This window comes from Microcystis sp. M_QC_C_20170808_M9Col, from assembly GCF_007095495.1.
Taxonomy (GTDB): Bacteria; Cyanobacteriota; Cyanobacteriia; order Cyanobacteriales; family Microcystaceae; genus Microcystis; species Microcystis aeruginosa.
This window is the reverse complement of record NZ_SFBZ01000274.1, coordinates 1-15,164: the sequence shown is the minus strand read 5'-3', so window position 1 is coordinate 15,164 and position 15,164 is coordinate 1. Positions and strand designations below refer to the sequence as shown.

At 42.1% G+C, this 15,164-nt stretch carries 13 protein-coding genes and 1 pseudogene; 6 read left to right on the top strand and 8 right to left on the bottom strand.

The features are described from left to right. From EWV68_RS17310 to EWV68_RS17290, 5 genes and pseudogenes are all read right to left on the bottom strand, one after another. Positions 1–149 (bottom strand): annotated as a pseudogene (locus tag EWV68_RS17310) (Uma2 family endonuclease); the annotation flags it as partial. Between the two features lie 126 nt (positions 150–275). Continuing rightward, positions 276–1,832, bottom strand: a complete 1,557-nt coding sequence (locus tag EWV68_RS17305; protein ID WP_287170512.1) for a CPBP family intramembrane glutamic endopeptidase — start codon at positions 1,830–1,832, stop codon at positions 276–278. A gap of 292 nt (positions 1,833–2,124) precedes the next feature. After that, positions 2,125–3,351, bottom strand: coding sequence for a glycosyltransferase family 4 protein (locus EWV68_RS17300; protein ID WP_287170511.1), 1,227 nt, complete (start codon positions 3,349–3,351; stop codon positions 2,125–2,127). A 224-nt stretch (positions 3,352–3,575) separates the two neighbouring features. After that, positions 3,576–4,841, bottom strand: a complete 1,266-nt coding sequence (purD, locus tag EWV68_RS17295) for a phosphoribosylamine--glycine ligase (protein ID WP_061432176.1) — start codon at positions 4,839–4,841, stop codon at positions 3,576–3,578. Between the two features lie 318 nt (positions 4,842–5,159). Beyond that, positions 5,160–6,428, bottom strand: a complete 1,269-nt coding sequence (locus EWV68_RS17290; RefSeq protein WP_287170509.1) for a Sll1247 family protein — start codon at positions 6,426–6,428, stop codon at positions 5,160–5,162. A gap of 351 nt (positions 6,429–6,779) precedes the next feature. Here EWV68_RS17290 and EWV68_RS17285 point away from each other — a divergent pair, with 351 nt between their 5' ends. The 5 genes from EWV68_RS17285 (at position 6,780) to nusB (ending at position 13,034) form a co-directional block, all read left to right on the top strand. Further along, the gene (locus EWV68_RS17285) at positions 6,780–8,144 is read left to right on the top strand and encodes a UDP-N-acetylmuramoyl-tripeptide--D-alanyl-D-alanine ligase (protein ID WP_287170508.1); all 1,365 of its coding nucleotides are present in this window, start codon (positions 6,780–6,782) and stop codon (positions 8,142–8,144) included. A 7-nt stretch (positions 8,145–8,151) separates the two neighbouring features. Further along, positions 8,152–9,123 (top strand): hypothetical protein, encoded by a 972-nt coding sequence (locus EWV68_RS17280; RefSeq protein WP_287170507.1) that lies wholly within the window; start codon positions 8,152–8,154, stop codon positions 9,121–9,123. Positions 9,124–9,701: 578 nt separating this feature from the next. Next, positions 9,702–10,289, top strand: a complete 588-nt coding sequence (gene hemJ, locus EWV68_RS17275) for a protoporphyrinogen oxidase HemJ (RefSeq protein WP_061432172.1) — start codon at positions 9,702–9,704, stop codon at positions 10,287–10,289. 472 nt (positions 10,290–10,761) lie between these two features. Further along, positions 10,762–12,225 (top strand): DNA phosphorothioation system restriction enzyme, encoded by a 1,464-nt coding sequence (locus tag EWV68_RS17270; protein ID WP_061432171.1) that lies wholly within the window; start codon positions 10,762–10,764, stop codon positions 12,223–12,225. Between the two features lie 155 nt (positions 12,226–12,380). Beyond that, positions 12,381–13,034, top strand: coding sequence for a transcription antitermination factor NusB (gene nusB, locus EWV68_RS17265; RefSeq protein WP_287170506.1), 654 nt, complete (start codon positions 12,381–12,383; stop codon positions 13,032–13,034). Positions 13,035–13,052: 18 nt separating this feature from the next. Here the strand turns inward: nusB and EWV68_RS17260 are convergent, their stop codons facing one another. The 3 genes from EWV68_RS17260 to EWV68_RS17250 form a co-directional block, all read right to left on the bottom strand. After that, positions 13,053–13,526, bottom strand: a complete 474-nt coding sequence (locus EWV68_RS17260) for a CYTH domain-containing protein (protein WP_061432169.1) — start codon at positions 13,524–13,526, stop codon at positions 13,053–13,055. Positions 13,527–13,547: 21 nt separating this feature from the next. Beyond that, on the bottom strand, positions 13,548–13,958 hold the full coding sequence (gloA, locus tag EWV68_RS17255) for a lactoylglutathione lyase (RefSeq protein ID WP_061432168.1): 411 nt from the start codon (positions 13,956–13,958) through the stop codon (positions 13,548–13,550). 129 nt (positions 13,959–14,087) lie between these two features. Next, the gene (locus EWV68_RS17250; protein WP_061432167.1) at positions 14,088–14,273 is read right to left on the bottom strand and encodes a hypothetical protein; all 186 of its coding nucleotides are present in this window, start codon (positions 14,271–14,273) and stop codon (positions 14,088–14,090) included. Positions 14,274–14,393: 120 nt separating this feature from the next. Here EWV68_RS17250 and EWV68_RS17245 point away from each other — a divergent pair. Beyond that, on the top strand, positions 14,394–15,164 hold a 771-nt coding region (locus tag EWV68_RS17245; protein ID WP_287170514.1), incomplete at its 3' end, for a PulJ/GspJ family protein.

Sequence of the window (15,164 nt, the reverse complement as noted above, 5' to 3'; positions counted from 1 at the left end):
CATTCTAAACACTGAATTAATAAAATAATTTGTTGTAGATGTAGGTTACTTTCCAAAGGGGGTTCATCACTCCAAAATTGGCCTTGTGGGAAGATTATCTCAGGGTTTACATGAGACTCCACTAGGGGTAAGCTTTGAGCGATAGTCATGGTTTGTCCAACAGAGATAGGTTGATAATTAATTATAAATTACAGCCTTCTCTCATCAAGATAAAGTACAAATGTATTGGGCATTATCTCTAGACTACCCCGAAAACCAGAGACTTTTTACCCCACCTAACCCGCACCGCTGCCTAATAAAAATAAACTTAACAGGGTGCCACCATTCCAGAGACTATGAACCAACATCGAGGATAATAAATTTTTCGAGCGGGTGTAAACAAAGCCAAGAACACAACCTAGGACGGTTAAAGGTAGCACTTCTGACAAATTTTGGTGAGCAAGGGCGAAAATCAAACTACTAAGAGCAATAGCACCCCAGACAGGCAGATAACGAGTCAAAGAAGCTAGTAAAAAGCCGCGAAAGACAATTTCCTCGAAAAAAGGAGCGGCAAGGGAAGCAGTAAAGGCAAAACAGAGTAAAGCGAAGGTATTCTGGGATTCTAGGGCTAAAGTCAGCAGCGGGTTACTGCCCCCTTGTCCTTGCCAAATTAGTTGATTAAGCAAAGAAACGATAATAACGAGGGGTAAAGCGACGAAATAGCCGGCTAATCCCCAGAGGAGCCAAGGACTAAAGAGTTTAAAACGAAACCAATCGGGAGGTAAAGGGCGAAAAGGCTTGATTGCTAGGTATAAAACCGATAAACTGCTCACTGTTAAGGCTAAATAACTAACTACAACGTATATTGCTTTAGCTTCTAGACTGAATTTTTCGGGGTTGAGACTCAAGAAACTCGATAAAATCCCGAAAATTACCGGTAAAACAATTTGTCCGACGAAAAAGAAACCGATAATTATTCCCCACCAGAGGGTTTCTCCTCCCCACTTAGTTTGCCAAGCGAGACTATCATCTAAAAAGAGCAGCGATCGCTGTTGACGGAGCAGCCACTGCACTAATAAAAAGATCAACAGCACAACACCGATTAAACCACCGATAAGAGGCAAAAAAGCCAGTAAAATTAGTTTAATTAACGCATTAGCCGCCACTTCACTCTGTTCTTCCTCTAAAGCGAGTAAATCCTCTTGACGATTTTCGAGACTATATAATTTTTCCAGAATGGTATAACGAAACCATCCTTGAAAATTGCGCTCGATTCTCGCTTCAGCATCGGCAGCAATTTGGGGGGGGTCACTGTACAATCCCTCTAACAGCAGCGCATTTCGCAAAATAGCAGGCTTATAGTTCTCAAATTCTGATTTTTCCTTGATATCTTGCCAGATTTGCCTTGCTGAATCCAAGTCACCTTGACTAGCTTGAATGAGACTTAATTTCAGTTCTAAATCTTTTAAGGAATTGATTTCGCGCTCAAGGGATTTTTTTTGTTCGGGATTAACTGCTGATTTTTCTAGTTCGGTGATTGTTTTTTTGGCACTTTTCTGGGCTGATAAATACTGTTCCTCGGCAGTGTTATAAGTATCTTCACCGATCAGGGAAGTTTGAATTAATTTAAGATTAGCAAATTCCTCGCTATTAGGATCAGCATCGCTGCTGAGAGTTGTGACTTGTAGATTGAGATTGGTTTGATATAGTTGAATATTCGATTGGATTTGGGGCTGATTAACACTAGAAATTAAAGCTGTAACTACTGGAGTTAAGGCAATAATTGTTAAGACAAAAGCGATCGCTTGTTTGAGACTTTGCCAGGGGAGTTTTTTTGAGAAATTATCAAACATGAAAATAGTTAAGTGGGAGTTAGAGGTTAGCTGATGGGGTTTTAGGGTTTTAGGGTTTTAGGGTTTTAGGGTGTTGGGGTTTTAGTTGAATTCCCCCATTCCCTAATTATTAAACCTCTTGCATAATTAATTTTTCAGGGTTCAAAAACGGCAAAAATAAGGATTAAATGGCATAAAGTCTGTAAATAGACCATTTAACTGATTATTACTCCTTCTTAATTCTCCTGACTACTGACTACTGGCTACTGACTCCTAACCCTAACAACAATTTTTGATTTTTACGAGAGGTCTATTAACTAACTACTTGAGAAAAAAGCTTTTCGTATTGATCCAAAGTCTTTTCAAAGGCATAATTTTCTTCTGCGTATTGTCGTCCTTTTTCTCCCAGTATAGTGGCTAAATCTGGGTTTTTGTATAGTTTTAAAATAGCTGTAGCTAATGCCTCCGGATCTTCAGGATTAACCACCAAACCACCACCACTACGCTCGATCGCCCTAGCAGCAGTTCCATCGGCGGGAACAGAAGCAATAATAGCACAACCACTAGCTAATAATACCTGAATTTTGGACGGCATATTAAAGGAAATAACGTTATGTTTTTGCATCACCATACCCACATCGGCGGCGGCTAACATTTCTGGTAATTTTTCCCTGGTTTGAAAGGGTAACAAAAGCACATTACTGGCCTCCTGTTGTAGGCGATACTTTTCTAGGCGATCGAGTGCCTCTTTTTTACCAACAATTACCACTTGAATCTCAGGAATATTAACTAATTTAACTGCGGCATCGATCAAAGTTTCTAAGGGTTGAGTTAGGGCAATATTGCCAGAATATAAAACAACAAACTTGCCCTCAAGATGATTTTCTTGGCGGAAATAATTATGGTTTTTCGGCAGAGGTTTAATAAAGCTGACATCCACCCAATTAGGAATCTCAATAATTTTCTGACTCGGCACATTTTTAGTGAGGAGATTTTTGGTAAAACCATCAGCAATAACTGAGATTTTACTGGCAGTTTTGTAGGCAAATTTTTCGAGACTGCTAAAAACCTTAATCATTTTCTCATTAGTTAATAATCCCACATGAACTGCCGCATCGGGCAGAATATCCTGTAAATTTAGAATAATCGGTACCCCATATAATTTACTCAATAAAGCGGCGGGAACGCAAACGGGTAATCCGGGTACAGTTAAGAAAATTAGATCGGGTTTTTCGCCTTTGAGAGCCTGAAAGAAACTCAAAAAAACAAAGCTCAATTCAAAGAAAATTCGATTTTTTAAACTTCTTTGGGGGCGGGCCCAAACGTAGGAACGTTGAATTTTAACACCATTTCGTTCTTCTTCCAGATAGATTTTTCCTCGGTATTCGGGATCGATTTCACTATTAGGATACCAAGGAAAGGCGGTTAAAACCCTGACTTGATGACCTCTTTTAACCAATCCCTCCGCTAATTCTGTCATCAGGGGAGCGATGCCGATCGGTTCGGGATAATAGTTATAAGAATAGAGCAAAATTCGCATAGGGATGGCAATTTGGTTGGGCGATTCAGTTTCATGATTTTATCAATAGTTACTGGTTTTTTGACAAATCAGATGCGCTTTTGTCAGGGATTGCCCTAGAAAGAGGTTTGGCATCAGGTGAGGATTAGCGGTGAGAGATGCGGAAAAAAAGGGAAATTGGCTCATAAATTAATCCTCAAAACCCCTAACTATTCCCCCTTTTACCCCTGCCTAAATACTGACCCTTATTTTTCCCTTACCCGGTGGCCGATATCACGACGATAATAGATGCCCTGAAAGTGTATCTTTTTCACCGATTGATAGGCAAGTTCGATCGCCTGATTAAAATTAGCTCCCATAGCCGTGACACCCAAGACGCGGCCGCCATCGGTGAAGATATCGCCATGTTTTAAAACCGTGCCGGCGTGGAAAACGATCGCTCCCGCGGTTTCAGCGGCCTTAATTCCAGTGATTAACTGGCCTTTTTCGTAGTGGTCGGGATAACCGGCAGACGCGGCCACCACACAAACGGCACTACCGGATCGCCATTGTAAAGAGGGGAAATCAGTTAATTTTTGTTGAGCGCAAGCCAGCAGCAGCGGTGCCAGGGGAGTTTCCAGTAGGGGTAAAACCGCTTGGGTTTCGGGATCGCCAAAACGACAGTTAAATTCGAGAACTTTTGGCTCTCCGGCGGGGGAAATCATTAAACCCGCGTAGAGGACTCCCCGATAGTCAATGCCGCGTTTTTGTAGGGTGGCGACGATGGGGGCGAGGATGTCTCGGTCCACCGCTTCGATAATGGCGGCGGTGGCTATGGGTGCGGGGGCATAAACTCCCATACCGCCAGTATTTTTGCCGGTATCGCCTTCACCGATGCGCTTGTGATCTTGGGCGGGTAGCAGGGAACGAAAACTGATCCCATCGGTGAGGGTGAGGATAGACACTTCTTCTCCCTCTAGGAATTCTTCCACCACGACTTTAGTAAAGCCACTGGTAAAAAGATCATCGATCGCTTCTAGGGCCGTATCTAGGGTTTCGGCGACAATTACCCCTTTTCCTGCGGCTAATCCGTCAGCTTTCACCACAATTGGCGCTCCTTGCTCTCGGATATAAGTTTTTGCTAATTCTGCATCGGTAAAGGTTTCCGAGACGGCGGTGATCACTCCTGCTTCGCTCATTAATTCTTTGGCCCAGGATTTGCTCGATTCAATTAAGGCCCCGGTTTGTGTGGGGCCAAAAACGGCAATTTCTTGGCCGAGAAGATGATCGGTAATGCCGAGGGAGAGGGGATATTCTGGCCCGACAACCACCAGATCGACGCAATTTTCTCGGGCAAAGCGGCTAATTTCGGCAAAATCCTCCATTGCTAGGGGGATATTTTCACATTGAGGTAAAATTGCCGTTCCCCCATTACCCGGAATACAGAACACTTGTTCTACTTCGGGCGATTGCAGCAGTTTCCAAGCCAAGGCGTGTTCTCGACCACCACTGCCGATAACGATAATTTTCACGGATAAACGCAGCCTAAATGACGATGGTTTAATTATCCCCTAGCTCCGGGTCAGCATTGGCTAGAAGTTGAGATTACTTAACTTTTTAATCGATTTGACGGATTCAGGAGTCAGGAGTCAGGAGATAGGAGATAGGAGTCAGGAGATAGGAGATAGGAGATAGGAGTCAGGAGATAGGAGTCAGGAGATAGGAGATTATTTTATTTATTCTCCCCACACCCCACACCCCACACCCCACACCCCACACCCCACACCCCACTTCCCCCCTTCTCCTCTCATAGACAGTCTTAACAAGTAATTTAGATAGCGAACAGCTGATCACTGGATTTGACGGAGACAGGACAAATCAGCTTGACCGAAATGAATACTAAAAGCTACTTGCAGATTTTCTAGGGATTTAACCAACCAAGGCACCCGCTCGCGAGAATAACTCTCGTAGTGGTTAAATAGAATCGAAAAACGTTTATCTAAGTGGGGTTTTGCCTGGGGACAGATCAAAATCAACTTGAGCAATAACCCCACAGTCCGAGTTACCCCCATATTGGTGATCATATCCATAAAAATGTAATGATCGGGTTTTTGGCCGCTTTCCACCACCAGATAATTTAACAGTTGGCTAGAAGTACGCAGCATGAGAAATTCACTCGGTTTTTGTTGATCGCAGTGGGGTAGAGTATTTTGCAGGACATCGTCGAGTTTTTTGTTAAATTGCCCCTTGCCGTAGTCTAAGGAGGTAATCAGATAATCGTAGAGGTCATTTTTAAAATCTTTATAGGTAGGGCTATAAACTGTATTCGCCAGAAAATTTTGCGAAAGCTCCTTATAAGTATAATTTCCTGCTACCGTCCCCAGATAATGCTTGAGGGCGCGATTTAGCTCCTTATCATTGAGCAGGGTGGGATTTTCTACCGGTTGAATGATTCTCCCCGCTTCTTCCCTGATTTTTGGGCTATGAGCAACCTGTGCCAAACGTACCTGATAGGTGACATAACGAGAGAGATTTACCTCGAAACGGCTCTCGGTTTTCACCTTAATACGTCTAACGGTTTGTCGCTGTTCTCGGGGACTTTCATCACCGAGTAAATAGTAATCATAGATGTAGGGATAACGATTAATCAGGGTTCCCAGGGAAGCGGCGGTTTTTTCGCTGTATTTGCCGCTAATAATTCTCGCCAGACGCTGCAGCCTAACGTAGTCATCCGAGAGGGTAAAATTTTTGACCAGATGGCGCAAATTATTGGGGCTGCTGTAATGTCCGGGACGTGGGGAGGGCAAATTTTCCAGCAGCGATACCAATTCGGGAATTGCTGGCTGATGGGCGGGCTGCGTTTGCCATCGATTCACTAAAATATGACAGCAGCGGTTAAAGAAATGATAAAAACGAATTTCGGCATCTTTGGCCTTGATAAGACGCTCTAGGGCTAAATAAATAGGAGCTTCTTGATAGCCCCCACCTTCGATAAACAAACGACAAAAATCCTCGATTAATTGCTCGGGGGAATCGGTCCTGGCGCGGTCGAGCCAATAATCGTACAGTAGCTGTTCTTCGTCTCTTGTTTGTCTTTGTTCACTGTTTAGACTAGCCATGGTTATTTGATTCAGCCCTCCTAAATCAGTAAGCGGATGGATTTTAGGGCTATGACCATAAAGGGGTCAATTGTGATTAGATAGTAGATGCTCCCTTCTTAGGATGCCCCTATTTTGGGTCATTGCACTGATCGAGTCGATCCATTTTAGCTTGGCAAGTTTGGGAAAATTCCCCTTGGCTTACCCGGCCAAGCTTGCGGACTATGCCCAGATTACTAAAAATTTAGGCAGCGTACCCTGCTAATTAAGTTAGCGAAAAGAAACCCCGATTGTATGTGATCTAAGTCACATTTAAACCTCAATCCATCTTCGAGATAATTCGGAATTTACTCCTAAGTATTTTTATTGTCTATGGCCTGTCATTTATCCCTCAATCAACTAGCTCAATTATTGTCCTTACAAGATAATGGTGACATAAGTTTTAGTCCCGATAGTTTAGTATCTGGCATTAATACTGATAGCCGTAGTATTGAGTCAGGACAAGCATTTTTGGCCTTAAAAGGTGATAATTTTAATGGTCATGATTTTATCGATATGGCTATCGAAAAAGGAGCGGCGACATTGATTGTCGATCAGCCAGTTTCGGTAAATTACTCTAGTAATATTCCTGTATTCCTAGTCCATAATACCCTAGAAACCTATCAGCAATTAGCCCATTGGTGGCGGAATCAATTTACTATACCCGTGATTGCTATTACGGGATCGGTGGGGAAAACCACGACTAAAGAATTAATCGCTTCGGTATTAGCAACCCGGGGAAAGGTGCACAAAACCCTAGCTAATTATAACAATGAGATCGGAGTGCCGAAAACTCTCCTCGAACTGGATGAAACTCACGATAGTGCCGTAATCGAGATGGGAATGCGGGGACGGGGAGAAATTGCCCTGCTCGCTCAAATCACCCAACCGACGATCGCGGTGATTACTAATGTGGGAACTGCTCACATCGGTCGTTTAGGGTCGGAAGCAGCGATCACAGAGGCCAAATGCGAGTTATTGGCCGAGTCTCCTTCTAGTAGTATAGCGGTTCTTAACCACGATCACCCTTTACTTACCGAAACAGCTAAACGGGTATGGCAGGGGGAAACAATTACCTATGGCTTCTCTGGCGGCGATATAGTCGGGGAATTACTGGATTTAACTACTTTACGAGTCAATGGACTAGATTTTAACTTACCTTTATCCGGTCGTCATCAGGCTTTAAATTTTATGGCGGCCTTGGCCGTAGCGAAAATTTTAGGCATCGATTGGACTTCTTTGCAAGAGGGAATTAAAGTTAATTTACCCAGTGGTCGGGCCAAACGTTACCAATTAGCAACCGATATCCTACTCCTCGATGAAACCTATAACGCAGGTCTAGAATCAATGTTAGCGGCCTTGGATTTACTGAAAGCTACTCCCGGTCAGCGTCATATTGCTGTTTTAGGCACGATGAAGGAGTTAGGGTCTTTTTCGGAGCAATTACATCGCCAAGTGGGTGAGAGGGTGCAAAAACTAGGCATAGATCGCTTGTTTGTCTTGGTAGATGACCCGGAAGCTAAGTTTATTGCTGAGTCCGCTACTGGAGTCAATTGCGAATGTTTTCAAACTCACGCAGATTTAATTAATCGTTTAAAGGAAGTGATCGATTCAGGCGATCGCATTTTATGTAAAGCTTCCCATTCCGTCGGTTTAAATCGTGTGGTGGAGGAGTTAATCAGTGATATTAGGAGTTAGGAGATATATGTTAGATAATAGAGCATTTTTTAGGAAGAATGGCCTACTAAAAACTGTTTTTTCAGCGATTTTAGTCCTAGTTTTCTTTTTTTCGGCCGCTCAAGTCTCTTTTGCCCAACAATCGAGACGACTGGAGACTTATCTCCCGACTATCAGTGGTTTAGCTTGGGTAGAAGCGGATATTTTTCTAGGGGTTCACGATGCCAAAAATAAGGGCAAAAACAGTGATCCATCTCAACCAAGGCTGAGTCTTTTACAGCTACCTACAGAGGAAAAACCCCTATTATGGCAGGTTTTAAGGGTAGATTGGCCAAATCCAGAGGGATTGAGTAACGATCTCGAAAGTATTACTTCTATCCCAGAAACTAATTTGTTTTTGTTGGCTGAAAGTGGCGAGAAAAAACCTTTTCAACGGCTGTTTTTACTAGCATACAACCAGCAAAAAGTCAAGCTAGTTGAGCAAATAAATTGGCCGATTGCGGTGGAAAATGTAGAGGCGATCGCTGTTAGTCGGCAAGGCGATCGTTATCTATTTATCTACGCAGAACGGGCCGATAGTCAAGAGAGTACAAAAATTCGCTGGACGGATATCTCGTTCAATCCCTTAAAATTCGGGGAATTTCAGTCGGTAACTTTTCGGAGTCCTTTTGGTAGTGGTAAAAATATTCGCCTCATCTCCGATTTAGCCGTAGATAAGCAAGGTAATATCTACATAGCTTCCGCTGACGATCCAGATAGTGCGGGAGTGTTTAGAAGTGCTGTTTACCGTATTGGTCAAGTTACAGCCGATAATAGCCTAATTATTGCCCCTAATCCCCAAAAAATTGCAGAAATCGACGGCTCCAAAGTGGAAGCGGTGACTACCAGAGAATCTCCTAGAGGTAAAGTAGAAGTCTTTATCGGTACAGATGATGAGAATTATGGCGGTTTTATGCGACCTCTGCTGTTAGATAATTACTCGCAGCTAGAAATCCGCTAGACCGCAGCATACTTTGTGCTTTTTGTCAAAAAAACTTTTTTTTTGCAATAAAACTACACAAAAAAAAGATCATCGTTGTGGGTGAAATTGACTCATTTACCTGTCTTAATTAGGATCACCTTCTAGGTGTGGCAAGGGTTTCAACCGTTGCTGCCCAAAAAAGCACAGAAAAAGCCATTATGAAATTCCATAAAATCGCTGTAACCAGCATAACATCGTTGTTAAATAAAAATCTTTCTCAATTAATTCTTAAGAATTTGTAAATATTGCGGAATGTTAATTTAAATATTCTCAAGTTTTTGGAGTCAATCAATAATTTTTGCTTATCTTTGTCCAACATTGGGTTAGGAGTCAGGAGTCAGGAGTCAGGAGATAGGGTGATAGGGATTTAGGGGTTTAGGGAAATTTCAGCCAAATGCTCTCCACTACCCCACTACCCCACTACCCCACTACCCAATTCATAATTCCCACTCTCGCCAACCCCTATTTTCCGTCTAAACTTTTGTATAGGGATAGTCTGGGAAAGTATGGATAGCTCTTAGACTAATTAATTCGGGACTCACATCACAATATAGACTATGGCTTACTATTGGTTTAAAGCATTTCACCTGATTGGGGTAGTTGTTTGGTTTGCGGGACTATTTTATTTAGTACGTTTGTTTGTCTATCATGCGGAGGCAGCAACAGAAACGGAACCCGCACAAGCTATTCTGAAAGCGCAATACGAGATCATGGAGAAGCGACTCTACAATATCATTACCACACCGGGGATGATTGTCACCGTGGCCATGGCGATCGGTTTAATCTCCACAGAACCAGAAATTTTAAAATCGGGATGGTTACATATTAAATTATCCTTTGTGGCTCTTTTACTGCTCTATCATTTCTACTGTGGTCGCATCATGAAAAAGCTAGAAAAAGGGGAATGTAATTGGACGGGACAGCAATTTCGGGCATTAAATGAAGCACCAACCCTGTTATTGGTGGTTATTGTCCTTTTGGCAGTATTTAAGAATCAATTACCCCTCGATTTGACCACTTGGTTAATTGTAGCTTTAGTGGTATTAATGGCAGTGACAATCCAACTTTATGCGAAAAAACGTCGCAAAGATCAGGAAAAACTTCGGCAAAATACTCTCCAAAAAGAAGAAGTAGCGACCATGTAAATTATCCTAATCCTTGCCTAGGTTTCTAGGATAACAGTTAAGAGTGGTTTGACAGCTGTGGGATGGTCTTTTTAGTCCATCCCAATTGTATAGGTAGCAACGTTTAGCTTTTAGCTTTTTGGCTTTTTGCTACTTTTGAGCTTAAATCTCAAGGCTATAATCAGCAAGGGAGATTGATTAATTACCCAAATTTAATTAGATACCAGTTTTTAGCCGATAACAATTTTTACTTAAGTAGCTGGTTATAATTAAATTAAAAATGGATTTTAGGTTCGATCCCCCCTGCCCCCCTTGATAAGGGGGGTGCCGATAGGCGGGGGAATCTGAAAGTTTTCAATACCTACCTATTTATCTATAGCGTTTCCTAAGCTAGTGAGGTACACCTGTTTTTCTTCCCCTTTGCCTTTTGCCTCTTGCCTTTTGCCTAAAACCCATAACTTTTGTACCTCAGCAGACTGAAAAACGCTATATTATGAATAGTTGCTGGATAGATTGGGAAAAAATAACTAGAGATTTTCTGAGTTCTCGCAAGCTCAGACAAGTTGCTGAATTGCGAGGATTCTATCGAGTTAATCCCTCTGGTATTCCTAGAATTCCCCCCGATTTGGAATTGAGAGACTACCAAAATACAGCGATTATCAGTTGGTTTCGTAATCGGGGACGGGGAACTTTAAAAATGGCCACCGGCAGCGGTAAAACTATTACTGCTTTAGCTATTGCCATGGAACTTTACGAAGCGATAGAACTGCAAGTATTATTAGTAATTTGCCCCTATCGTCACCTAGTCAATCAATGGCAACGAGAAGCGGAAAAATTTAATCTTAAACCGATTTTAGCCTACGAAAGTGTCCATACATGGCAAAGTCAACTAGCCACAGAGTTATATAATGTGCAAGCGGGTAATCAAAAATTTGTCACTATTTTAACTACTAACTCAACTTTTATCAGTGAAGGGTTTCAATCACAAATAAAATTTTTTCCCGATAAAACTTTAATCGTTGGTGATGAAGCACATAATTTAGGTTCCCCCCGATTAGAAGAATTATTACCCCGTTCTTTAGGTCTAAGATTGGCTTTATCCGCTACTCCTGAAAGATATTTTGATGAGGAAGGAACCGACGCTATTCTTGATTATTTTGGACAAATTCTACAACCAGAATTTACTCTAGCTGATGCTATTAGTAAAGGAGCTTTAGTTAATTATTTTTATTATCCAGTCTTGGTTGAATTAACCGACGGTGAGGCTTTATTATACGCAAAATTAACCCAAAGAATCGGCTGGACTTTGCAGAAAAATAGTAATTTCAATGGCAATGAAAACCTCACCGCTTTGTTAATGCAAAGGTCACGATTAGTTGGTTCAGCAAGTAATAAATTACAGGCTTTACAACAACTGATGCAAGAGCGTTTAGATACGGATCATACTTTATTTTATTGTGGGGATGGTTATGTGGAAAATTATACTGCTAATTATCGTCGTCAAGTAGAGGCAGTTACTCATTTATTAGGCAATCAATTAGGTTATCGAGTTGCCACCTACACCGCAGAAACTTCCCTAGAAGAACGAGAAAAAATTCGCCAACAATTTGAGGAGGGTTATCTACAAGGATTAGTGGCAATTAGATGTTTAGATGAGGGAGTAGATCTGCCATCAATTCAAAACGCAGTCATTCTGGCTAGTAGTGGTAATCCTCGACAATTTATTCAGCGTCGCGGGCGAATATTGCGACCCCATCCGGATAAAAAACAGGCCACTTTATTTGATATGATTGTTATGCCACCGACCTTAGATCGAGAAACCTGGGAAGTAGAAAGGAATTTATTACGCAAGGAATTAAAACGCTTTCTAGAGTTTGCCCAATTAGCTATTAATGCTCAAGAAGCTGAGACTAAATTAGGGGAGATTCAAGATAGATATTGTCTTTTGTCTAATTAAAACCTGAAAAGTTAAATCTTGGCAGCTTTTATGCTAGAATAGAGGTTAGTCAAGAATTGATCTGAAAGTCAAGATTGATCGCCGAGAAAAATTAACCCAACCGAATAGCGATCAATAAAGTTGTCTAATTTTCTTTCCTCTACTTGTAAAGCTCTATGTCTCCCCGTCAACAACCCCGCCGCATTGCTCGAGAACTTGCCCTTTTGAGTTTAAGTCAGATTAAAGGCAATCCTGAAAACCTAGAACAGCAAACTTTAAACGATTTAATTTTAGTCGCGGTTAGAACCTTAACCCTAGAAATTCAAGAAACCCTAGAAACCGCCGCCGCCGAAATTAGTCGTGGTAATGAACGGATTCTCGCTAGTGATACTAAGGCGACAAATCTAAAAAGCGCCCAAACCATGGTAAAAGAAGCGATTTCTCTTACTCACAATGCGATTAATCGTTTAGGAACCGTGATAGATTTTCCCGAAATTGTCCAGTTATCTAGTCAGTACGAAGTGCGAGAATATGCCCTAGAATTAATCGGTACAGTCTATCGTCGTCGTGCGGAAATCGAACAGGAATTAACCAGCGCTTTAGTGGATTGGCAACTACATCGTTTACCAAGAATCGATCGGGATATCCTCCAAATTGCCGTGGCAGAAATGCTCTATCTCGATCTACCTCAAAAAGTAGCGATTAATGAAGCAATCGAATTAGCAAAACGTTATTCTGATGATGAAGGTTATCGCTTTATTAATGGCGTTCTCCGACGGGTAACGAATAAGCTAAACGAATCAGAAAAAGCCGTATCCACCCAGAGTTAACCCCGAAAGAAATTAATCCTACAATGACCACATTTTATAGGGAGATTCCTGTAAATTGATATTGTAGTATCGCTCATCTCCCGTGACTTCTTCGCCGATCCAATCAGGAATAGTAATGACTTGATCCTCTTGTTCTAACTCAATTTCAGCCATAATCAAACCTTGATTATCCCCTAAAAATTCATCAACTTCCCAAGTTAAATTATCCAGAGAAATGCGATGACGAATCTTTTCAATTAAAGGTTTCTTACAGAGGTTTTCTAACATGAGCGCCGCATCTTCTAGGGGAATTACATACTCGAATTCCTGACGACTAATGCCCTCAGTCTTGCCTTTAATGGTTAAATAACCCCGATCTCCAACTACACGAACTCGCACAGTTGTCAATCCATCTTGGGTAGGAATATATCCCTGACGATACAACTTGCCAGGAGCAAGCGATCGCCAAGAATCCCCTTTAACCAGAAACTTCCGTTCAATTTCAACAGACATAAGCTTTTGATGGCAATAAATTTAAGCCGTAGCCACGGCAGCAGCTTGGGTTCCTACTTGAATTAACTCGATCTTGTAGCCATTAGGATCTTCCACAAAAGCAATCACCGTAGAACCGTGTTTCATCGGGCCTGGTTCCCGGGTGACATTGCCACCAAGAGCTTTAATTTTCTCACAGGTGCTATAGATATCATCCACGCCTAGGGCAATATGACCGTAAGCATTACCGACTTCATAGCGATCAACTCCCCAATTATAGGTCAGTTCGATGACAGCATGATTAGCTTCATCGCCATAACCGACGAAAGCGAGGGTAAATTGACCATTGGGATAGTCTTTCTGGCGTAGTAACTTCATTCCTAGCACATCGCAGTAAAATTGTAGAGATTCCTGCAAGTTATTGACCCGGAGCATGGTGTGTAAGAGACGCATGATTATTTTTAGATGACATCGATCGAAAAATTACTCATTCTTGATTGTAACCAGTCCTTGTGCCTTCTTATCTCCTTGACGGTCAACAATTATACCAATACAAGTGTACCGAAAAACTCACCTGTAAAATCACTTACTCCCAAAGCGATTAATAGCTTTGATCAAAATCACCTCTCTGGCCACACCTAAATCACTATCTAGAGGATTTTCTCGGTCTATTGTGTAGTTAGTGGTGAAGTTAGTTAGGTGAAGACATTTTTGATCGGGAGTTTTCTGGGGAAATTGTGAAGGAAGTAGGTAGTAGTAAATTTTCACTGGTTTCCGAAAACCCTTTTCGACTTGATTGACCGATAGTTTAATAAAATCTCTGTGACTGCAATAAATGTTAAATATTTAGGCAAGTATATAAAATGGGAATCGGGACAGGTTAAAGCTATGCGTTTTTTTTTAGAGTACATCAATCACTTAGGTCGTTTGCAGAAAAAATCCGCTCATCGTCGTCTGCAACCGGGTTTCACGATTACAGAAGTCTTACTGGCAGGTTTGATGATGCTGATTGCCGTCTTGATGGCGGGAAATGGCTTGATTAACCTGCTCAGAAGTAACTATCGAGCTAATGCCGATAGTGAAATCCGGAATAATCTTAATCGTACTCTAGAGTTTGTTTCAGATGAAGTGAGACGAGCAAGAATTATCGCTGGGACTGAAGATGCGATCACGAGTACTAAAGTACCCCCAGGAGCGAAAGCAGTTCTTGCTTTCAGAATTCCCGACCCCAACAATCCTGGTCAGGCTCCGCTCAATGAACAGATCGTTTACTATACCACCTCCCCAGGCCTTGAAAGTAGCTTGACCGGTCCGCGAGTCTTGTGGCGCTTTGGTCCAAACTTGGACGCTAATGGCAACTACACCACCCCCGCAAATGTTGCTACTTGGCAACATTCCCCCGTCACCGATATGTTAGCAGCGACTGTTAATAACCCCAACTGTCCTACGGGTTTTATCCAAATCCCCGACAATCTTAACAATGTGGGCGGTTTTTATACCTGTGTTCGCACAAATGGTAATCAAGTGATTTTGAATGCCAACGCTCAGGTACAGATGACTACCAATGAGGTAGTTAACTACTCTGTCAGCACCGGAGTTTTCCCGAGAGCTAACTGTGAAATATTTTGCCTCGCAACCCCCCCCCCCCTACTCCCCCCC